The organism is Microvirga sp. GCM10011540, assembly GCF_042650665.1.
GTDB classification, from domain to species: domain Bacteria; phylum Pseudomonadota; class Alphaproteobacteria; order Rhizobiales; family Beijerinckiaceae; genus Microvirga; species Microvirga lenta.
Window position 1 is genome coordinate 78,531 of record NZ_JBHSBQ010000143.1, and the last position, 18,634, is coordinate 97,164.

The 18,634-nt window shown below is 69.2% G+C and carries 20 protein-coding genes; 17 read left to right on the forward strand and 3 right to left on the reverse strand.

Going from position 1 to position 18,634, the window contains the following annotated elements:
• Nucleotides 1-93: 93 nt before the first annotated feature.
• The 17 genes from murJ (at nt 94) to ACFOYU_RS24860 (ending at nt 15,316) form a co-directional block, all read left to right on the forward strand.
• Nucleotides 94-1,617, forward strand: a complete 1,524-nt coding sequence (murJ, locus tag ACFOYU_RS24780) for a murein biosynthesis integral membrane protein MurJ (protein WP_377035607.1) — start codon at nt 94-96, stop codon at nt 1,615-1,617.
• Nucleotides 1,618-1,684: 67 nt separating this feature from the next.
• Nucleotides 1,685-2,725 carry a tryptophan--tRNA ligase gene (trpS, locus tag ACFOYU_RS24785; RefSeq protein WP_226738470.1) on the forward strand — a complete coding sequence of 347 codons (1,041 nt, stop codon included), beginning with the start codon at nt 1,685-1,687 and terminating at the stop codon, nt 2,723-2,725.
• Between the two features lie 56 nt (nt 2,726-2,781).
• Entirely contained in the window at nt 2,782-3,279 is a 498-nt protein-coding gene (locus tag ACFOYU_RS24790; RefSeq protein WP_226738468.1) for a universal stress protein, read from the forward strand.
• A gap of 167 nt (nt 3,280-3,446) precedes the next feature.
• Nucleotides 3,447-4,007 carry a NifU family protein gene (locus tag ACFOYU_RS24795; RefSeq protein WP_377035608.1) on the forward strand — a complete coding sequence of 187 codons (561 nt, stop codon included), beginning with the start codon at nt 3,447-3,449 and terminating at the stop codon, nt 4,005-4,007.
• Nucleotides 4,008-4,101: 94 nt separating this feature from the next.
• Nucleotides 4,102-4,395 carry a hypothetical protein gene (locus tag ACFOYU_RS24800; RefSeq protein WP_377035609.1) on the forward strand — a complete coding sequence of 98 codons (294 nt, stop codon included), beginning with the start codon at nt 4,102-4,104 and terminating at the stop codon, nt 4,393-4,395.
• 241 nt (nt 4,396-4,636) lie between these two features.
• Nucleotides 4,637-5,320 (forward strand): tRNA (adenosine(37)-N6)-threonylcarbamoyltransferase complex dimerization subunit type 1 TsaB, encoded by a 684-nt coding sequence (gene tsaB, locus ACFOYU_RS24805; RefSeq protein WP_377035610.1) that lies wholly within the window; start codon nt 4,637-4,639, stop codon nt 5,318-5,320.
• Nucleotides 5,317-5,817 (forward strand): GNAT family N-acetyltransferase, encoded by a 501-nt coding sequence (locus tag ACFOYU_RS24810; protein ID WP_226738460.1) that lies wholly within the window; start codon nt 5,317-5,319, stop codon nt 5,815-5,817. Before tsaB ends, ACFOYU_RS24810 begins: the two co-directional genes overlap by 4 nt.
• A 46-nt stretch (nt 5,818-5,863) precedes the next feature.
• Entirely contained in the window at nt 5,864-6,319 is a 456-nt protein-coding gene (locus ACFOYU_RS24815) for a Fur family transcriptional regulator (protein WP_264196374.1), read from the forward strand.
• The gene (locus tag ACFOYU_RS24820; RefSeq protein WP_226738458.1) at nt 6,316-7,080 is read left to right on the forward strand and encodes a 1-acyl-sn-glycerol-3-phosphate acyltransferase; all 765 of its coding nucleotides are present in this window, start codon (nt 6,316-6,318) and stop codon (nt 7,078-7,080) included. Before ACFOYU_RS24815 ends, ACFOYU_RS24820 begins: the two co-directional genes overlap by 4 nt.
• A gap of 200 nt (nt 7,081-7,280) precedes the next feature.
• Nucleotides 7,281-8,639 carry a tRNA (N6-isopentenyl adenosine(37)-C2)-methylthiotransferase MiaB gene (gene miaB, locus ACFOYU_RS24825; protein ID WP_377035611.1) on the forward strand — a complete coding sequence of 453 codons (1,359 nt, stop codon included), beginning with the start codon at nt 7,281-7,283 and terminating at the stop codon, nt 8,637-8,639.
• Between the two features lie 15 nt (nt 8,640-8,654).
• The gene (locus ACFOYU_RS24830) at nt 8,655-9,737 is read left to right on the forward strand and encodes a PhoH family protein (protein WP_377035612.1); all 1,083 of its coding nucleotides are present in this window, start codon (nt 8,655-8,657) and stop codon (nt 9,735-9,737) included.
• A 14-nt stretch (nt 9,738-9,751) separates the two neighbouring features.
• Nucleotides 9,752-10,210 (forward strand): rRNA maturation RNase YbeY, encoded by a 459-nt coding sequence (ybeY, locus tag ACFOYU_RS24835; protein WP_226739235.1) that lies wholly within the window; start codon nt 9,752-9,754, stop codon nt 10,208-10,210.
• A 33-nt stretch (nt 10,211-10,243) separates the two neighbouring features.
• Complete coding sequence (locus ACFOYU_RS24840; protein ID WP_226738451.1) at nt 10,244-11,263, forward strand: hemolysin family protein; 1,020 nt, start codon at nt 10,244-10,246, stop codon at nt 11,261-11,263.
• A complete protein-coding gene (gene lnt / locus ACFOYU_RS24845; protein WP_377035613.1) occupies nt 11,260-12,876 on the forward strand; it encodes an apolipoprotein N-acyltransferase in 1,617 nt (538 codons plus the stop codon). The genes ACFOYU_RS24840 and lnt overlap by 4 nt, the downstream gene beginning before the upstream one ends.
• A 40-nt stretch (nt 12,877-12,916) precedes the next feature.
• Nucleotides 12,917-13,330, forward strand: a complete 414-nt coding sequence (locus tag ACFOYU_RS24850) for a helix-turn-helix domain-containing protein (RefSeq protein WP_226738447.1) — start codon at nt 12,917-12,919, stop codon at nt 13,328-13,330.
• Nucleotides 13,331-13,448: 118 nt separating this feature from the next.
• Nucleotides 13,449-14,627 (forward strand): methionine adenosyltransferase, encoded by a 1,179-nt coding sequence (gene metK / locus ACFOYU_RS24855; RefSeq protein ID WP_377035614.1) that lies wholly within the window; start codon nt 13,449-13,451, stop codon nt 14,625-14,627.
• A 5-nt stretch (nt 14,628-14,632) separates the two neighbouring features.
• The gene (locus tag ACFOYU_RS24860; RefSeq protein WP_377035615.1) at nt 14,633-15,316 is read left to right on the forward strand and encodes a tRNA (guanine(46)-N(7))-methyltransferase TrmB; all 684 of its coding nucleotides are present in this window, start codon (nt 14,633-14,635) and stop codon (nt 15,314-15,316) included.
• Between the two features lie 5 nt (nt 15,317-15,321).
• Here ACFOYU_RS24860 and ACFOYU_RS24865 read toward each other — a convergent pair whose 3' ends face one another.
• From ACFOYU_RS24865 to ACFOYU_RS24875, 3 genes are read right to left on the reverse strand one after another with little or no spacing between them, the layout of a single operon-like run.
• Nucleotides 15,322-16,023 carry an ABC transporter ATP-binding protein gene (locus ACFOYU_RS24865; protein WP_377035616.1) on the reverse strand — a complete coding sequence of 234 codons (702 nt, stop codon included), beginning with the start codon at nt 16,021-16,023 and terminating at the stop codon, nt 15,322-15,324.
• Nucleotides 16,020-17,267, reverse strand: a complete 1,248-nt coding sequence (locus ACFOYU_RS24870; protein WP_226738439.1) for an ABC transporter permease — start codon at nt 17,265-17,267, stop codon at nt 16,020-16,022. Before ACFOYU_RS24870 ends, ACFOYU_RS24865 begins: the two co-directional genes overlap by 4 nt.
• A 6-nt stretch (nt 17,268-17,273) precedes the next feature.
• A complete protein-coding gene (locus tag ACFOYU_RS24875) occupies nt 17,274-18,284 on the reverse strand; it encodes an efflux RND transporter periplasmic adaptor subunit (RefSeq protein WP_377035617.1) in 1,011 nt (336 codons plus the stop codon).
• Nucleotides 18,285-18,634 lie beyond the last annotated feature (350 nt).

Genomic DNA, 18,634 nt, shown 5'->3' on the forward strand with positions numbered 1-18,634 from the left:
TGGACGAACAGCGACACCGGAAGGAGTCCCCCGGCGGCCGTAGCCTTTCGTCGTCTTGGACAATCGCTTCCGGACCGGTTAAGCGCGGCTGGCATGTCGCTCATCCGTTCCTCCCTTTTGGTCGGCCTCGGCTCCGTCGCGTCGCGGATCCTCGGCTTCGGCCGGGACATCCTGTTCGCGCAGGTGCTCGGCGCCGGGCCGGTGGCGGATGCGTTCCTGGCGGCGTTCCGGCTGCCGAATCTGGTGCGGCGCATCGTCGGCGAGGGCGGGCTCAACCCGGCCCTCGTGCCTGCCTTAAGCCGCCTGGAGCCCGGCGAGGCGGCGAGGGTGGCGGGGGACGTGGTGTCGGTCTTCGCCCTGGCGCTTCTCGCCCTGTCCGGGCTGGTCGAGATCGGCGCGGGGCTTCTCGCCTTCGTGCTCGCACCCGGCCTGGTCGACGACGGCGGCACGCTCGCCCTCGTCGCGCTCTATACCCGCCTCGGCTTCCCGATGGTGCTGGGCGTGACCCTCTCGTCGGTCGCGGCCGCCCTCCTGAACCTGCGCGGCCGCTACGGCGCGGCGGCCTTCGCGCCTCTCATCGTCAATGGCGGCCTGATCGCCGTCGCGGTCGCACTGGAGGCGGGCTCCACCCTGCCGCTGCCCGAGAAGGCCGCGTGGCTCGCGGCCGCCGCGAGCCTGTCGGGGCTCCTCCAGCTCGCCGCCATGGCCGCCGCGCTGCCCTGGGGCGAGGGCCGCATGATCGCCTTTCGCGTGCCGCGCCCGTCCCCGCTGGTGAAAAGCCTTCTGCTTGCCGGCTTTCCGGCCCTCGTGGCCAGCGGCGCGGTGCAGCTCTTCGTTCTCGTGGGCACGCAGATCGCCTCGTTCTGGCCCTCCGGCGTGTCATGGCTCTATTACGCCGACCGGGTGATGCAGCTGCCTCTGGGGCTGATGGCGGCCTTCGCGGCCAGCGTGCTCCTGCCCCAGCTCGCCCTGAAGCACCGGGCCGGGGAGGACGAGGCGGTCGTGGCCGCGCAGAACCGGGCGCTGGAGCTGGCGCTCCTCCTCGCCCTGCCCGCCGCCGCCGCCCTCGTCGTCCTGGCCTGGCCCATCGCGTCGGTCCTGTTCGCGCGCGGGGCCTTCACGCAGGCCGACGCGGCGGGAACGGCCCGGGTCCTCGCCTGTCTCAGCCTCGGCCTGCCCTTCGCCACCGTGGCCAAGGTCCTGAGCCAGACGCTCTTCGCCCGAAATCACCTGCGGGCCACCCTGGTCGCCGCCCTGATCGGGATCGCCGTCACCGCCGCGGCCTCGCTGCTCCTCGCGCCCGCCTTCGGCGTGGCCGGCATCGCGCTCGGCATCAGCCTCGGCTGCTTCGCCCAGGCGGGCGTCCTGGTCGGAAGCCTGCGCCGGCTCGGCCTCTGGTCGCCGGATGCCGCCCTTGGCGGACGCGCGGTCCGAATCGCCTGCGCCAGCACCGTCATGGGCCTGGGGCTGGCGGCGGCGGCGGCCCTCGTTCCGCGGGCGGATGCCGTCGTCCTCGCGGCCCTGTGCCTGGGCGGCCTCGTCCTCTACGGGGCCGCGGCCCGTCTGACCGGCGCTCTCACCCGCGACGATATCGCCCTTCTGGCGAAAAAAGCATGAGCAGGCTTGCATCGTGGCCCCGCCCTGTCATAACCCCCGCCGCGACAAGCGTGGGAGTTGAAAGACGATGGCGCAGTTCAAGGAGCGGGTCTTCTCCGGCGTTCAGCCGACGGGAAATCTCCATCTCGGCAATTACCTCGGCGCCATCAAGCGCTTCGTCACCATGCAGCAGACGCACGATTGCATCTATTGCGTGGTCGACATGCACGCCATCACCGTGTGGCAGGACCCCAAGGAGCTCGCGCGCCAGATCCGCGAGGTGACCGCCGCCTTCCTGGCCGCCGGCATCGACCCGGCCAAGCACATCGTGTTCAACCAGAGCCAGGTGGCCGAGCACGCCGAGCTCGCCTGGGTGTTCAACTGCATCGCCCGCATGGGCTGGGCCAACCGCATGACCCAGTTCAAGGAGAAGGCCGGCAAGGACCGGGAGAACGCGTCGGTGGGCCTCTTCGCCTATCCGATGCTGATGGCGGCCGACATCCTGGTCTACCGCGCCACCCACGTGCCGGTGGGCGAGGACCAGAAGCAGCACCTGGAGCTGACCCGCGACATCGCGCAGAAATTCAACAACGACTTCGCGGAATCCATCGCGGAGCACGGCTTCGGCGACGCCTTCTTCCCGCTGACCGAGCCGCTGATCGCGGGCCCCGCCACCCGGGTCATGTCCCTGCGCGACGGCTCGAAGAAGATGTCGAAGTCCGACCCGTCGGATTACTCGCGCATCAACCTCACGGACGATGCCGACACCATCGCCCAGAAGATCCGCAAGGCGAAGACCGATCCCGAGCCGCTACCGAGCGAGGTCGAGGGCCTCTCCGCCCGCCCGGAGGCCGACAACCTGGTCGCCATCTACGCCGCCCTCATGGACTCGACGCCCGAGGACGTGCTGCGCGAGCATGGCGGATCGCAGTTCTCCGGCTTCAAGGCGTCGCTCGTGGACGTGGCGGTGACGAAGCTCGCCCCCATCGCCGGCGAGATGCGCCGCCTCATGGCCGATCCCGGCCATATCGATGCGGTGCTGGCCGACGGCTCCGCCCGCGCACGGGCGATCGCGTCCGAGACCATGGGCGCGGTCAAGGACATCGTCGGCTTCGTGCGGGCCCGCTGACTTGCTCATGACCTAAGGTCAGGGCAGCATCAGGGTGTAACGCAGGAGACCGAGCTGTGAGCGGCAAGCGCCGATCGTACGAGGCCGGCCACCGGCCCAAATTCATGGTGGTGATCGACAAGACGCCGGAATGCGCCCGCGCGGTCCATTTCGCCTCGCGGCGCGCGGCGCGCACCGGCGCGAGCATGGTCATGCTCGGCATCGTCGACCCGCCCGACGACTTCGAGTGGATCGGCGTCGGCGAAGCCATGATCGAGGAGGCCAGCGCGCAGGCCGAGAAGCTGCTCGACGAGGCGGCGCGCGAGGCGCGCAACGCCGCCGGGGTCGAGCCCGAGCAGGTGATCCGCGTCGGCAACCGGGCCGACGAGATCATCAAGCTCATCAACGAGGACGAGGACATCTCCTTCCTGGTCCTCGCGGCCGGGTCCAGCAAGGAGGGACCGGGCCCCCTGGTCTCGACGCTGGCCGGCCGCGCCGCCGCCTCCTTCCCGATCCCCATCGTGGTCGTGCCGGGCGGCCTGACCGACGAGGAGATCGACGCCCTGGCGGGGTGACGGCCCCGGCCCGGGCCCCTCGGCATGCCCCGGACCGGTCTCGTCTCCCCCTTGGAATCTCCCGTCGCCCGATCCACATTGGGGATGGTACCTGTTAGAACGATTCTAAGACCTTCTTCCGACGACCCGCTCGGCCGGCCTTGAACCGGCGCAGAGGACAAACACCGATGTTCATCCAGACCGAAGCCACCCCCAATCCCGCCACCCTGAAGTTCCTGCCCGGCCGCGTCGTGATGCCGGAAGGCACGTTCGAGGCCCGCACCCCGGACGCCGCCGACGCGTCGCCCCTGGCCCGGCGCCTTTTCGCCATCTCGGGCGTGACCGGCGTCTTCTTCGGCTACGACTTCATCACCGTCACCAAGGCCGACGGCGAATGGCAGCACCTGAAGCCCGCCATCCTCGGCGGCATCATGGAGCACTTCATGTCGGGCGCGCCCCTCTTCGCCGAGGGCCATGTCCAGACGGAGGACGACGGCGAGGAGTTCTTCGACCAGGAGGACGCCCCCACGGTGGCGACCATCAAGGAGCTGCTCGAGACCCGCATCCGCCCGGCGGTGGCCGGCGACGGTGGCGACATCACCTTCCGGGGCTACAAGGACGGCACCGTCTACCTGGTCATGAAGGGCGCCTGCTCGGGCTGCCCGTCCTCCACGGCGACCCTGCGCCACGGCATCCAGAACCTGCTGCGCCACTTCCTGCCGGACGTGCGCGAGGTGCAGGCGGTCTGATCGGTAGCGTACCTTACGGAATTCCAATTGCCGCCACGCTGAAACCAATCGCCGCCTCCCGCGTCAGCCCCGAGAACCGACAATGGAGGTTGTGATGAAAGCGACGGCAAGGCCACTCCTGGCCGGAATGCTCCTGATGACCCTGGGCGGCGCCGCGGTGGCGCAGACGCCCGCGACGCGGCCCTGCCTTGAAGGCGAGGAGCGGGTCGGCGGCGTATGCCAGCCCCTGACCCGGGTTCCCACCCGGCCGGGCGAAACCGTCAGGGATACCGGCAGCCCGGCCGCGCCCGACAGGACCGGCAGCACCGGCGTCCGGGCCCCGGCGGGCACGACGGGAACCGGCACAGGCGTTCCGGCCGGCGGAGTCCGTTCGGGCGGCGGCGGGTAACAGGTCTTCCGGTCCCGCCCGGACGAACGGCGAAGACCCTCGTTAGCGCAGCCGGAATCGCTCCAGCGATTCCGGCTGTCGTCGTATGGTGCCCCCCGCGCGACCGGCTCCCGCCATCGACGCCTTGCGCTCCCCGGGTGTCTCATCGCCTGGACCCCTCGAAGGTCGGGTTCGGCGAAATCCGTAATCCACTTTTCCGCACGATGCGCTAAAGAGACGTGAGACCTGACGGAGACGAATCTTGCGCGTCCTTGCCATCGACACCGCCCTCGGCGCCTGCTCGGCCTGCATTCTCCAGGCGGGGGACGCCGAGCCGCTGGCCAGCGAGACCATCCCCATGGAGCGCGGCCACGCCGAGGCCCTGCTGCCGCTGATCGACCGGGTGGTCTCCCAGGTCGAGGGCGGCTTCGAGACCCTCGACCGGGTCGCCGTCACCGTCGGACCGGGCAGCTATACGGGCCTGCGGGTCGGCATCGCGGCCGCCCGGGGCATCGGCATCGCGGCGGATATTCCCGTCATCGGCGTGGCGACGCTCTCGGCCTTCCTGGCGCCGCTCATGGCCGGGGACAGGCGCGGCCTCTTCACCGCCGCCATCGACGCCAAGCACGGGCAGATCTACATCCAGGCCGTCGCCACCGGCGGGCGCGTCATCATCCAGCCCAGCCTCATGGGCTACCGCGACGCGATCCGGCTCCTCGGCTCCGGGCCGATCCTGGCGAGCGGATCGGCCGCGCCGACGCTGGCGGCGGAGGCGCGGATGCAGGGCGTCGACATCGTGGTCGACGACGCGGCGCTCGCCCCCGACATCGTCTGGGTCGCCCGGCTCGGCGCCATCGCGGACCCGACCCAGGCCCTGCCGAAGCCGCTCTACCTGCGCGAGCCCGACGCCAAGCCGCAGGACGCCGCGCGAATCGCGCGCCGATGAGCTTCCTCGACCGCTTCTACCCGCCGCCGCCGGCCCGGGTCGAACCGCTGGGAACCGAGGCCGCCGCGGCGCTCGCGGCGATCCATGCCTCCGCCTTCGCGCGGCCGTGGAGCCCCCTCGAGTTCCAGAGCCTGCTCGGCGACCGGGCGGTGCTGGCCGACGGGGTCTTCGTGGGGCGCGAGACCGTCTTCGGCCGCCCGTCGCCGGTCGGCTTCATTCTCTCGCGGATCGTGCTGGACGAGGCGGAGATCCTGACGGTCGCCATCAGCCGGGAATGCCGCGGCCGCGGCTATGCCAGGCCGCTCCTGGCGCAGCATCTCGACGGCCTCTCCCGGCGCGGCGTGGCCCATGTCCATCTGGAGGTGGAGGAGGGCAACGCCCCCGCCATCGCGCTCTATCGCCGCTTCGGCTTCGAGGAAACCGGCCGCCGGACGGGGTACTACCTCAAGCCGGACGGAAGCCGGGTCGCGGCCCTGACCATGAGGCTCGGGCTGTAGCCCGATCCGGACGGGTCGCCTATAAGCATCCCGAGGAGAGGACTTCTTGGCTTCACGCAACACCACATCGGCAAGACCGCGCCGGCCGGGCGCCATCGAGCGCGCCTGCCGCGAGAAGGGCCTGCGCATGACCGGGCAGCGCCGGGTCATCGCGCGCATTCTCGACGACGCGGCGGACCATCCCGACGTGGTGGAGCTGCACCGCCGGGCTGCCGAGGTGGACGACCGCATCTCCCTGTCCACCGTCTACCGGACGGTGAAGCTGTTCGAGACTCAAGGGATCATCGAGCGCCTGGATTTCCGCGACGGCCGCTCCCGCTACGAACAGGCGGCGCGCGAGCACCACGACCACCTCATCAACCTGGAGACCGGGGCCGTGATCGAGTTCCACTCGGACGAGATCGAGGCCCTGCAGGACGAGATCGCCAAGAGGCTCGGCTACAAGGTGGTCTACCACCGGCTGGAGCTCTACGCCGTCCCCCTGGACAAGGACGATCCGTGACGCGCATCCTGGTGGGCCTGAGGCTCCTCGCTCTCGGCCTGTGCGGCCTTTTCCTCGTCCCCTTGCAGATGCTGGCCCTGCGCTTCGGGTGGGACATCCTGCACAGGACCCCCATGTGGTTTCACCGGATCCTGCTGCGCCTGTTCAACGTGCGCGTGATCGAGCGGGGCACGCCGCCCGGGAACGCCGCCACCCTCGTGGTGGCCAATCACGTCTCCTGGCTCGACATCCCGGTCATCGGCTCGCTCCACCCCCTGTCCTTCATCGCCAAGTCGGAGATCGAGGGTTGGCCGGTGGTGGGCCTCTTCGCCAGACTGCAGCGCTCGGTCTTCATCGACCGCCAGCGCCGCAAGGCCACCGCCGAGGTGAACGACGCCCTCGCCCACCGGCTGGTGAAGGGCGAGGTGATCGTGCTCTTCGCGGAGGGCACCACCAGCGACGGCAACCGGCTGCTCCCCTTCCGCTCCTCCCTGGTGGGCGCGGCCCAGACCGCGCTCACGAACGGCAGCGAGCGCGTGCTGCTGCAGCCCCTCGCCATCCGCTACACCCGCCGCCACGGCCTTCCCGTGACCCGTCGCGACCGCCCCTTCATCGCCTGGTACGGCGACATGGAGCTGGCGCCGCACCTGAAGATGTTCGTGCAGGCCACGCCCCTCGACGTGGTCGTGACCTGGGGCGAGCCGATCCCGTTCAACGGCAGCCGCAAGGGCGCGACGGTGCAGGCGGAGGCGGAGGTGCGCAGGGCCCTGACGGCGGGGTGATCGCCTCGCCCCGGGCGGCCCGGTTGGAGGGCCTGCCGTTCCATGCAACACTGGCTCGTCGGTGCGGGAGGCGGCCGGGCTGGCCGCTGCCGGGCCCGCAGTGAGACACTTTCGGCAAGGAGCCGCTATTCTCTTACGGGCGCAAAAGCCTTAAAAGGGCGCACGATCCCTGTCCCGACAGTCAGATACAGGCCAAGCGCGTGAAAAAAGTCTTCGTCAAATCCTACGGCTGCCAGATGAACGTCTATGACGCCGAGCGCATGGCCGACATGCTGGCGACCGAAGGCTACAGCGAAACCAAGGCCATGGAGGAGGCGGATCTCGTCATCCTCAACACCTGCCATATCCGCGAGAAGGCCGCCGAGAAGGTCTATTCCGAGCTCGGCCGCGTGCGCGAGCTGAAGCAGGAGCGCGAGGCGGCCGGACAGGAGACCCGCATCGTCGTGGCCGGCTGCGTCGCCCAGGCGGAGGGCAAGGAGATCCTGCGCCGCCAGCCCGCCGTGGACGTGGTGGTGGGCCCGCAGAACTACCATCGCCTGCCCGATCTCCTGAAGAAGTCCCGGTCCGAGCGCCTCGTCGACACCGAATTCCCGATCGAGGACAAGTTCGACCACCTGCCCGCGCCCTCGAAGGCCAAGACCATCAGCCGGGGCGTGTCGGCGTTCCTCACCATCCAGGAGGGCTGCGACAAGTTCTGCACCTTCTGCGTGGTGCCCTATACCCGCGGGGCCGAGGTGTCGCGCCCGGTCGCCCGGATCCTGGACGAGGCGATGCGCCTCGCCGATGCCGGCGTGCGCGAGCTGACGCTCATCGGCCAGAACGTGAACGCCTATCACGGCGAGGGCCCGGACGGCTCGGTCTGGTCCCTGGGCCGCCTGCTGCGCCGCCTCGCCGAGGTGCCGGGGATCGCGCGCCTGCGCTACACCACCAGCCACCCCCGCGACATGGACGAGGAGCTGATCGCCGCCCATGGCGACCTGCCCGCCCTCATGCCCTACCTGCACCTGCCGGTGCAGTCCGGCTCCGACCGCATCCTCGACGCCATGAACCGCAAGCATACGGGCGACGAGTACCGCCGCCTGATCGAGCGAATCAGGAAGGTCCAGCCCGACCTCGCCCTGTCGTCCGACTTCATCGTCGGCTTCCCGGGCGAGACGGACCAGGATTTCGAGGACACGATGCGGCTCGTGGCCGATATCGGCTTCGCCAGCTCCTTCTCGTTCAAGTACAGCCCACGCCCCGGCACGCCCGCGGCCGAGATGGGCGAGCAGGTCGCCGAGGCCGTGAAGGCCGAGCGCCTGAGCCGCCTGCAAAACCTGTTGGAAACGCAAAGGCAGGCTTTCAATCACGGAACCGTTGGCCAGACTCTTGACGTTCTCTTGGAGAAACCGGGTCGTCATCCGGGCCAGATCGCAGGCAAGTCGCCCTATCTGCAGGCCGTGCAGTTCGAAAGCGACGTTCACCGGATCGGCGAGATCGTGACGGTGCGGATCGTGCGGGCAGGCTCCAACAGCCTGTTCGGGGAATGGGTCAAGCCGGGCGACAGGGCCGCGGCTTAAACGAAGGAGAGGCATTTGAGGCCAGCGGACAACGTGACCGCACGTGCTCAGAAGGGCCGCGGCTCTTCGAGCTTACCTCCAGGCGTCGTGGAGGAGGCAGAAATCATCCTCACCTTCGACGACAACCGCCTCGCCAGCCTTGTTTTCGGCCAGTACGACCAGAACCTCGCCCATCTGGAGCGGCGCCTGAACGTCACCGCCATCGCCAACGGCAACCGGGTCACCGTCAAGGGCACGCCCGAGGCGTCCGAACTGGCGCGCCGGGTCCTGGAGGGCCTCTATGATCGCGCCCGCCAGGGCGTGACGCTCGCCCCCGGCGACGTGGACGGCACCATCGAGGAAAGCACCCTGCAGGGCACCCTCTTCCCGCAGGCCGAGGACGCCCCCGTTCCCGGGCTGACGGCCTTCGACCAGATCGCCACCCGCAAGCGCGGCCCCGTGCGCGCCCGCAACGCGGCGCAGAACGCCTACATCAAGGCGCTCAAGCAGCACGAGCTCGTCTTCGCCGAAGGCCCCGCCGGCACCGGCAAGACCTGGCTCGCGGTGGGCTATGCCGTCTCGCTGCTGGAGCAGGGGCAGGCCGACCGCCTGATCCTGTCGCGCCCGGCCGTCGAGGCGGGCGAGCGCCTGGGCTTCCTGCCCGGCGACATGCGCGAGAAGGTCGATCCGTATCTGCGCCCGATCTACGACGCCCTCTACGACTTCATGGAGGCCCGGCACGTGGACCGGGGCCTGCAGACCGGCATGATCGAGATCGCGCCGCTGGCCTTCATGCGCGGGCGCACGCTCACCAACGCGGTGGTGCTGCTCGACGAGGCCCAGAACACCACCTCCATGCAGATGAAGATGTTCCTGACCCGCCTCGGCGAAGGCTCGCGGATGATCATCACCGGCGACCCGACCCAGATCGACCTGCCGCCGGGCCAGAAATCCGGCCTGGTGGAGGCCGTGCGCATCCTCGACGGGGTCGAGGGCATCGGCCGGGTCACCTTCAAGGAGCAGGACGTGGTGCGCCACGATCTCGTGCGGCGCATCGTCACCGCCTACGACGCGGCCGCCCGCCAGGAGCCGCCGCAGGAACCGGGACGCAGGTTTTGATCGAGCTCGACATCATGGTCGAGGGGGGCGACTGGGCCCGCCTCGAAGGCGCCGAGGCCCTGGCGCAGCGGGCCGCGGAGGCGGCGGTCGCCGTCGCGGACGAGGCGGACGAGGATTTCGAGGTCAGCGTGATGCTGGCCGACGACGCCCAGATCCGGGAGCTGAACCGGACCTGGCGCAACAAGGACAAGCCCACCAACGTGCTGTCCTTCCCGGCGCCGGAACAGCCGGGCGCCGAGGGCCCTCGCCATCTGGGCGATATTGCATTAGCCTATGAAACCCTGGTGCGCGAATCCGAGGAGGAATCCAAGGCGCTCGCGGACCATTTTGCCCATCTGATCGTCCATGGCGTTCTCCATCTCCTCGGCTACGACCACGAAATCGAGGCGGAGGCGGAAATCATGGAAGCTCTCGAGGTGAAGGCGCTCGCCACCCTTGGCATCGCCGATCCCTATCGCGATATGGCAGCATGAGCGGCTGACGCCGACGGCTGAAAATCAACACCGATGAACGAAGACCGAAGTCCCAACGACCGACCTACCCGCACCCTCGCGGATACCGAGGGCCTCCGCGACCACTGGTATGACCGGGTTCTCACCCGGTTCGGCCTGAAGGCTCGCGATTCCATCCGAAGCGATCTCGAGGATGCCCTCGCGGAAGCCGTCGAGGATGCGGATTTCTCGCCCCAGGAGAGGGCGATGCTCAAGAACGTCCTCGGCTTCCACCGGATCCGGGTGGAGGACGCGATGGTCCCCCGGGCCGACATCGTGGCCGTGGCCGCGGACACCACCCTGGGCGACCTGCTCAAGCTGTTCCGGACCGCGGGCCATTCGCGCCTGCCGGTCTACGGCGAGACCCTCGACGATCCCAAGGGCATGGTGCACATCCGCGACTTCCTGGATTTCATTGCCATGAGCGCCGGGGCTTCCGTCAGCCCCGATGCGCCCCTGCCGAATCTGGGCCAGGTCGACCTGATGAAGACCCTGGCCTCCGCCAATATCCTGCGCCCGGTCCTGTTCGTGCCCCGCTCCATGCCGGCGATCGACCTCCTCGTGCGCATGCAGGCGACCCGGACCCACATGGCCCTGGTGATCGACGAATACGGCGGCACGGACGGCCTCGTCTCCATCGAGGACCTGGTGGAGATGGTGGTCGGCGACATCGAGGACGAGCACGACGACGACGTCGAGCTCACCATCGTGCAGGGCGCGGACGACACCTTCATCGCTGATGCCCGGGCGAGCCTGGACGAGGTGAAGGAGATCCTCGGGGTCGACCTGACCGCCGAGGACAGCGCGGAGGACATCGACACGCTGGGCGGCTTCATCGTCACCCTCGCCGGACGGGTGCCCTCCCGCAACGAGCTGATCATCGGCCCCGGCAACCTGGAATTCGAGGTTCTGGACGCCGATCCCCGCCGGGTGAAGCGCCTGCGCATCTACCGCCGGAAGGTGGCGGTCGCGCCGGACACCACGACCGAGATCGACAAGCGGCCCTTCACGTCCGAGAGCACCGCCGCCGAATGACCGCCATCGCGGATCGCGTGATCCTCGCGCAGGGATGGCGGCGCTGGCTCGTCGCCTTCCTGGCCGGCGCCGTCGGCGCGCTCAGCCTGCCGCCCTTCGGCATCCTGCCGGCCCTCGCCCTCTCCCTGGCCCCCGCCGTCTGGCTGCTCGACGGCGCCGGCAAGGCCGGGCCGTCCCGGGGCGCGCGCCTCCGGTCCGCGGCCCTCGCCGGCTGGTTCTGGGGCTTCGGCTATTTCGTCGCCGGCCTGTGGTGGCTGGGGGCGGCCTTTCTGGTGGAGGCGGACCAGTTCGCCTGGGCCATGCCGTTCGGGGTGCTCGGCCTGCCGGCGCTCCTCGCCTTCTTCCCGGCCTTCGGGTTCGGTCTCGCCCAGCTGCTCTGGACGCCGGGCGCCGCGCGGATCCTCGCCTTCGCCTTCGCCCTGACGGTCAGCGAGATCCTGCGCGGCCATCTCTTCACCGGCTTTCCCTGGAACAGCCCCGGCATGGCGCTGGGCCAGCACCTCTGGCTCATGCAGGCGGCCTCGGTCGTGGGCCTCTACGGGCTGACCGTGCTGGCCGTGGGAATCGGCGCCGCTCCGGCCCTTCTGGGGACGGGGCGCACCCTCCGCGACCGCTGGACCGCACCGGCCCTGGCGGCGGCGATGCTCGCCGGGCTCGCCGTGTTCGGCCTCTGGCGGGTGCCGTCCGCACCGCTCGCGACGGTCGAGAACGTACGGCTGCGCATCATGCAGCCGAACCTGCCGCAGGACGCCAAGTTCAACCCGCGCAACCGCGACGCCATCATGCAGCGCTATCTGCGGATCAGCGCCGCCCCGGGACGCGACGGCCGGGACCACAGCGCCGCGACCCACATCGTCTGGCCGGAATCGGCTTTTCCCTTCCTGCTGCACCGGGATCCGGCGTCGCTGGCCCAGATCGGGGCGCTGCTCGAGCCCGGCTCGGTTCTGGTCACCGGGGCCGCGCGCATGGACGACCCGCTGCCCGGAGAGGCGGTCGGCAAGTTCTTCAACGCCATCCAGGTGATCGACGGGCAGGGAACGATCCTCGGCTCGTACGACAAGGTCCATCTGGTGCCGTTCGGGGAATACGTGCCCCGGTTTCTCGACACCCTGATCCGGGCCGTGGGCCTGCGCCAGTTCGTGCATATTCCGGGCGGGTTCGAGCCGGGCGAGCGCCGGACGACGCTCAGCGTGCCGGGCCTGCCGCCGATGGCTGCGACAATCTGCTACGAGGCGATCTTCCCGGGCGAGGTCCTGCCGGACGGCCCCCGTCCCAGCCTCATCCTCAACGTGACCAACGATGCCTGGTTCGGGCGGACGCCCGGCCCCTACCAGCACTTCGCCCAGGCCCGCCTGCGGGCGGTGGAGGAGGGGCTGCCCCTGGTCAGGGCGGCGAATACCGGTATTTCCGCGGTGGTCGATCCCTTCGGCCGGGTGACCGGGAAGCTGCCACTCGGGGTTGAAGGCGTTCTCGACGCGGGCCTGCCGACCGCGATTTCCGCCACCGTTTACAACCGGCACGGCAGGTTTGTTTTGACGGCCACGCTTGTGATCTGCTTAATGGCGGCAGTCGTGCGCCGCCGGCGCCGATCGCCCCCTGCCCAACGGACCTGATCCTTCCGCTAAGTCAGACTCGCCAAGGAATTTCGCACTGATGAAGAAGTCGACCGGCTCCATCGACAAGGAAATCGGCAGCAGGGTGCGCATGCGTCGCATTTCCATCGGCATGAGCCAGGAAAAGCTCGGCGACATGCTCGGCCTGACCTTCCAGCAGGTCCAGAAATACGAGAAGGGCACCAACCGGATCAGCGTCTCGCGCCTCGTGGACATCGCCAAGATCCTGGGAGTCGACATCCACTTCTTCTTCAACGGGATCAAGAGCATCAAGAGCGATGCGGGGTTCTCCGAGGAGGAATCTCCCCCCTACATCTCCGAGGTCATGTCGACCCCCGAGGGCCTCCAGCTGATCAGGACCTTCACCAGCATCAAGAGCGCCCGGGTCCGGAAAAGCATCGTCCAGCTCGTCGCCAGCTTGGCGGCCCAGGAAGACGAAGAACGTTCGGCATAACGAACGCGTTCGCTTGACCTTTCCTTTTGCCTGCGGCATGAGCAATGCCGTCATTATGTAGCCTTCGGCTCCGCAGCCCCTGGCACAGCCTCCGCATCGTCTCAAAGGAATCTCCATCGTGCGCCGTTCGAGCTATCTTTTCACGAGCGAGTCGGTCTCCGAAGGTCATCCGGACAAGGTTTGCGACCGTATCTCCGATGCGGTGGTGGATGCCTATCTGGCGGCCGAGCCGGAAGCTCGCGTGGCCTGCGAAACGCTCGCCACCACCAACCGCGTCGTCATCGCCGGCGAGGTGCGCGGCCCCGAATCCATCACCAAGGACCGGGTGATCGAGCTCGCCCGCGACGCGATCAAGGACATCGGCTACGAGCAGGAAGGCTTCCACTGGAAGAACGCCGACGTGGCCGTGTATCTTCATGCCCAGTCGGCGCATATCGCCCAGGGCGTGGACGCCGCCGGCAACAAGGACGAGGGCGCGGGCGATCAGGGCATCATGTTCGGCTATGCCTGCAACGAGACCCCCGAGCTCATGCCGGCGCCGATCTATTACGCGCACAAGATCCTCGAGAACCTGACCCGGGCCCGCAAGGCCAAGGCCAACGGTGCCGCCGTCCTCGGCCCGGACGCCAAGAGCCAGGTGACGGTCCGCTACCAGAACGGCAAGCCCGTCGCGGCGACCCAGATCGTGCTCTCGACCCAGCACCTGGACGAGAACCTCTCCTCCGACGACGTGCGCGAGATCGTCGAGCCCTACATCCGCCAGACCCTGCCGGAAGGCTGGGTCTCGGCCGAGACCGTCTGGCACGTGAACCCCACCGGCAAGTTCGTGATCGGCGGACCGGACGGCGATTGCGGCCTCACCGGCCGTAAGATCATCGTCGACACCTATGGCGGCGCGGCCCCGCACGGCGGCGGCGCGTTCTCCGGCAAGGACCCGACCAAGGTGGACCGTTCGGCGGCCTACGCCGCCCGCTACCTCGCCAAGAACGTGGTCGCGGCCGGTCTCGCCGACCGCTGCACCCTGCAGCTCTCCTATGCCATCGGCGTGGCCAAGCCCCTGTCGATCTACGTGGACCTGCACGACACCGGCAAGGTGGACGAGGGCAAGCTGGAAGCGATCCTCATGGACGCCATGGATCTGTCGCCCCGCGGCATCCGCACCCATCTCGGCCTCAACAAGCCGATCTATGCCCGCACCGCGGCCTATGGCCATTTCGGCCGCAAGCCGGAAGCCGACGGCGGCTTCTCCTGGGAGCGGACGGACCTCGCGGACGCCCTCAAGTCCGCCCTGGCCTGAGCGCCATGAACGCAGCCTCCGAACGCGCCAGCGCCTTCTTCGGGCGCCGGAAGGGAAAGAGGCTGCGCGCCGGCCAGGACGAGCTCGTCCAGAACCTTCTCCCCGCCCTGCGGGTGGTTCCGGGCCGGCCGCCCGCCGAGATGTTCGGCGGCGACGAGCCGCGCGAGACCTGGCTTGAAATCGGCTTCGGCGGCGGCGAGCACCTCGCCGCCCAGGCCCGCACCCACAGGCACGTCAACTTCATCGGCTGCGAGCCCTTCCTGAACGGGATGGCGAAGCTTCTCGCCGTGGTCGATCACGAGAAGCTCGGCAATGTCCGCGTCTGGGACGAGGACGTCACCGACCTCCTCCCCACCCTGCCCGACGCCAGCTTCGACCGGGTCTACATCCTCTATCCCGATCCCTGGCCCAAGCGCCGCCAGCGCAAGCGGCGCCTCGTCTCCGACGAAACCCTCGCCGAGCTGGCCCGGGTGATGCGCCCGGGGGCGGAGCTGCGCTTCGCCAGCGACATCGACAACTATATCGGCTGGGTCCTGGCCCGCGCGCTGCGTTCTCCCGATTTCGAATGGACCGCCGAGCGCCCGGACGACTGGCGCAAGCCCTACGAGGGCTGGCCCGGCACCCGCTACGAGGCCAAGGCGATCCGCGAAGGCCGCGTGCCGAGCTACCTCACCTTCGTGCGGCGCTGACCCTTTCAGACCGCCGCCTGCGCCTGGCGCTCGTCGCTCACCACCGCCCCGTCCACGAGATGAATGCGCCGGTCCACCCGTGCCGCGATGTCCATGTCGTGGGTCACGGCGATCACCGTCTTGCCGTGCTTGCGCACCAGGTCCTGGAGAATGCCGAACACCTGTTCGGAGCTCCTGGTGTCGAGGCTCCCGGTCGGCTCGTCGGCCAGGACCACCCGCGGGTCGTTGGCGAGGGCCCGCGCCACCGCGACTCTCTGGCGCTGGCCGCCCGAGAGCTGGTCGGGCCGCTTGTCGAGATGGCCGGCGAGGCCGAGATCCTCCAGGAGCCCGGCCGCCCGCTCGCGCATCCGGGGTCCCGACAGGCGCCCGGCCTTGCGCATGGGCAGCTCCACGTTCCGCAGCACGGTGAATTCCGGCAGCAGGAAATGGAACTGGAACACGAAGCCCAGGAGATCCAGCCGCAGCCGCGCCAGGGCCCGGTCGTCCATGGGCGCCGTGTCCTGACCGGCGACCCTCAGGACTCCGCCGGTCGGACGGTCGAGCAGGCCGAGGAGGTAGAGGAGCGAGGACTTGCCGGAGCCGGAGGGGCCGGTGATCGCGACGAATTCCCGCTCGCCGACGGCGAGCGACACGTCCCGCACCAGGGTCACCGGCACGGTGGCGGGCAGGATGCGGGTGAGGTTCGAGGCTTCGATCAGCGGGCTCATGTGGCGCCCCGGATGATGTCCACGGGATTGAGCCGCGCCGCCTGCCGGGCCGGGAGATAGCCGGCGACCCCGGCCGACAGCAGCGCGAAGCCCGCCGCGATGAGATAGTGCCACAGGCTCCAGACGAGGGGCAGATGGGTCATCTCGCGCCCGACGCCCGCGCCCGACAGCTCGAACCGCACCTGCGACAGGGCGAAGCACAGGAGAAAGCCGATCAGCCAGCCCACCAGGGAGCCGGCGAGGCCCAGGGCTAACCCTTCGACCAGGAACAGCCGGCGCATGTTGCTCTCGGTGAAGCCGAGGGATTTCAGGATCGCGATGTCCCGGGCCTTCTCGTGGGTGATGGTGGAGATGATGTTGAAGATCCCGAAGCCGGCCACGAGCAGGATCGCGCCCACCACCGTGTACATGACCACGTTGCGCACCACCAAGGCTTCGAGGAGCGATTCGTTGGCCTCCTGCCAGGGAACCGCCTTGTAGCCGATCTCGGCCTCGGCCTGGCGCGCGACCCGGGGAGCGGCCTCCGGATCGTCCAGGCGCAGGCGGATGTCGTTGATCGTGTTGGGACGTTCGCTGAGGATCTGCGCGCTCTTGAGCAGGACGTAGGTCTCGCCCTCGTCGCGGGCGTTGTTGCCGGTGTGGAACAGGCCGACGATCCGGAACCCGCGGGACTGGCCCGTGGGCGCCACCACCTGGATCGTGGTGCCCACGGTCGCGCCGAGCCGCTGCGCGAGGCTGTCGCCCACCACGATGTTGTTGCCCCCGGCGCGCAGCGCGTCGAAGCTGCCCTGCCTGAAATCGCCGGCCACGGAGGAGACCGTGGCCTCGACCTCCGGATCGATGCCGATGATGGACACGCCCACGTCCCGCCCCGCATAGCGCACGACCCCCTGGGTGCGCAGGCTCTGGGCCATGCGGCCAGGGATCCAGGCCCGCAGGGAGGCGGTGACGGCGGTGGGGTTGAGGATGCCGCGGCGGTCCTCCTTCGGCCGCAGGCCGCTGAAGCTCGTGACCGGAAAGAGCTCCTCGGCCGGCTGCCGCCGGGGAGCGCGGCGTTCGTCGGTGATCTGCACATGGGGCATGGTGTCCACGAGCTGGGCGACGAAGTCCTCCTCGGTGCCCTGCATCAGCGCCGCCATGGCGATGGAGAAGCCGACGCCCAGGGCCACGCCCAGGATCGCCACCACGGTCTGGCGTCCGCGTCCGGCGATGTGGGTCAGGGCGAGTTCGAGGATGAGGCGCATGTCACCTCATCCCTTCTTTTCGGCCACCTTCGCCCCGTCGGCGAGATTGTCCGGGAACGGGGCGATCACCCGGTCGGCCTCGCCGAGGCCGGACAGGACCTGCGTGTTGCTGGCCCCGCGGATGCCGAGTTCGACCTCCCGGCGCCGGGCGACGCCGTCCTCCACCACGAAAAGGGCGTTTCCGCGCAGCGCGTTGGTGGGCACCAGCACCCCGTCGGACGAGACGCGTACGACGATGTTCACCTCCACGGTCATCCCGATGCGCAGGGGCGTCGCGTCGGGCAGGGCGAGGCGCACGCGATAGGTCTTGGCGACCGGATCCCCCTTGGGGGTGATGGAATCCACCACCGCCTCCAGCACCTGGCCGGGAAAGGCGTCGGCCTTGAGAACGGCGCGCTGGCCGACGGCGACGCGCGGGATGTCCTCCTCGTTCACGTCCGCCTCCACCAGCAGGGGCTTGGGCTCCCCGACCCAGAACAGGACCGTTCCGGTGTCGGCGATCTCGCCCACCTCCCCGTCCTGGCGCAGGACGATGCCGTTCATCGGCGCCCGCAGGACGTAGGATTCGAGCCGCGTCTGCTGGCCCGCGATGAGCGCTTCGATCTGTCCCAGCTCGCTGCGGGCGCGGTCGAGCGCCTGCTCGCTGGCGACCCTGCGCTCCACGAGGGCCGCGATCCTCTCGTATTCCGTCCGGGCGAAGCGCTGCCGGGCCCGCAGCTCCGCGAGGGCGGCCTCGGGCTGGCCGCTGTCGAGGCGGGCCAGCACCGCGCCGCGCTCCACCGACTCCCCCTCGCAATTGCAGAGTTCGACGATCCGCTCGCGCAGGAGGGGTGCGACCTTGGCCCAGCTCCGCGGCTCCACGACGCCTGTGGCATAGACGATCTCGGCGGCCTCGCCGCGGCCCGGAGACACGACGGTCACCTCCGGCGGGCGGACGAGGAGCCAGGCGGCGAGGGCTGCGGCCAGCGGCACGGCGACGACGAGGAGAATGCGGAAAAACCTCAAGGCCCTGCTCACCCAAGCGACGCTTCACCAGAGCATCGTGCGGAACCGAAGGTCCGCGCCAGCGAAAAGTGGATCCGGTTTTCCGCCGAAACGATGCTCTTCGTTAAGGAGAAAGCATCGGATGGATCCCAAAAGTGCAAGTCCACTTTTCCTGTCCGATGCTTTAGCACAGGCCGGACGGAGCCGCCACGGTCGGGGCGTGCCGCTACGGCAGTCGTCCGGGAACGCGAGTCTTGCTTTTTCGGGCTTGAACGCGTATATTCCTGATGTCAGCTCTGGTTGCAGCGTTAAGCTGCTCATGAGAGTGGGCCCCGCCGGGTCCGCTCTTTTTTATTGCTTCACGGCCGGAGTCTGGGACGAGA

Coding starts and splice junctions, on each gene's coding strand:
- ACFOYU_RS24865 (WP_377035616.1), bottom strand. CDS start 16,023: ATGAGCCCGCTGATCGAAGCCTCGAACCTCACCCGCATCCTGCCCGCC.
- ACFOYU_RS24800 (WP_377035609.1), top strand. CDS start 4,102: ATGAAAGCGACGGCAAGGCCACTCCTGGCCGGAATGCTCCTGATGACC.
- ACFOYU_RS24810 (WP_226738460.1), top strand. CDS start 5,317: ATGAGCTTCCTCGACCGCTTCTACCCGCCGCCGCCGGCCCGGGTCGAA.
- lnt (WP_377035613.1), top strand. CDS start 11,260: ATGACCGCCATCGCGGATCGCGTGATCCTCGCGCAGGGATGGCGGCGC.
- murJ (WP_377035607.1), top strand. CDS start 94: ATGTCGCTCATCCGTTCCTCCCTTTTGGTCGGCCTCGGCTCCGTCGCG.
- ACFOYU_RS24860 (WP_377035615.1), top strand. CDS start 14,633: ATGAACGCAGCCTCCGAACGCGCCAGCGCCTTCTTCGGGCGCCGGAAG.
- trpS (WP_226738470.1), top strand. CDS start 1,685: ATGGCGCAGTTCAAGGAGCGGGTCTTCTCCGGCGTTCAGCCGACGGGA.
- ybeY (WP_226739235.1), top strand. CDS start 9,752: ATGGTCGAGGGGGGCGACTGGGCCCGCCTCGAAGGCGCCGAGGCCCTG.
- ACFOYU_RS24840 (WP_226738451.1), top strand. CDS start 10,244: ATGAACGAAGACCGAAGTCCCAACGACCGACCTACCCGCACCCTCGCG.
- ACFOYU_RS24870 (WP_226738439.1), bottom strand. CDS start 17,267: ATGCGCCTCATCCTCGAACTCGCCCTGACCCACATCGCCGGACGCGGA.
- ACFOYU_RS24795 (WP_377035608.1), top strand. CDS start 3,447: ATGTTCATCCAGACCGAAGCCACCCCCAATCCCGCCACCCTGAAGTTC.
- ACFOYU_RS24850 (WP_226738447.1), top strand. CDS start 12,917: ATGAAGAAGTCGACCGGCTCCATCGACAAGGAAATCGGCAGCAGGGTG.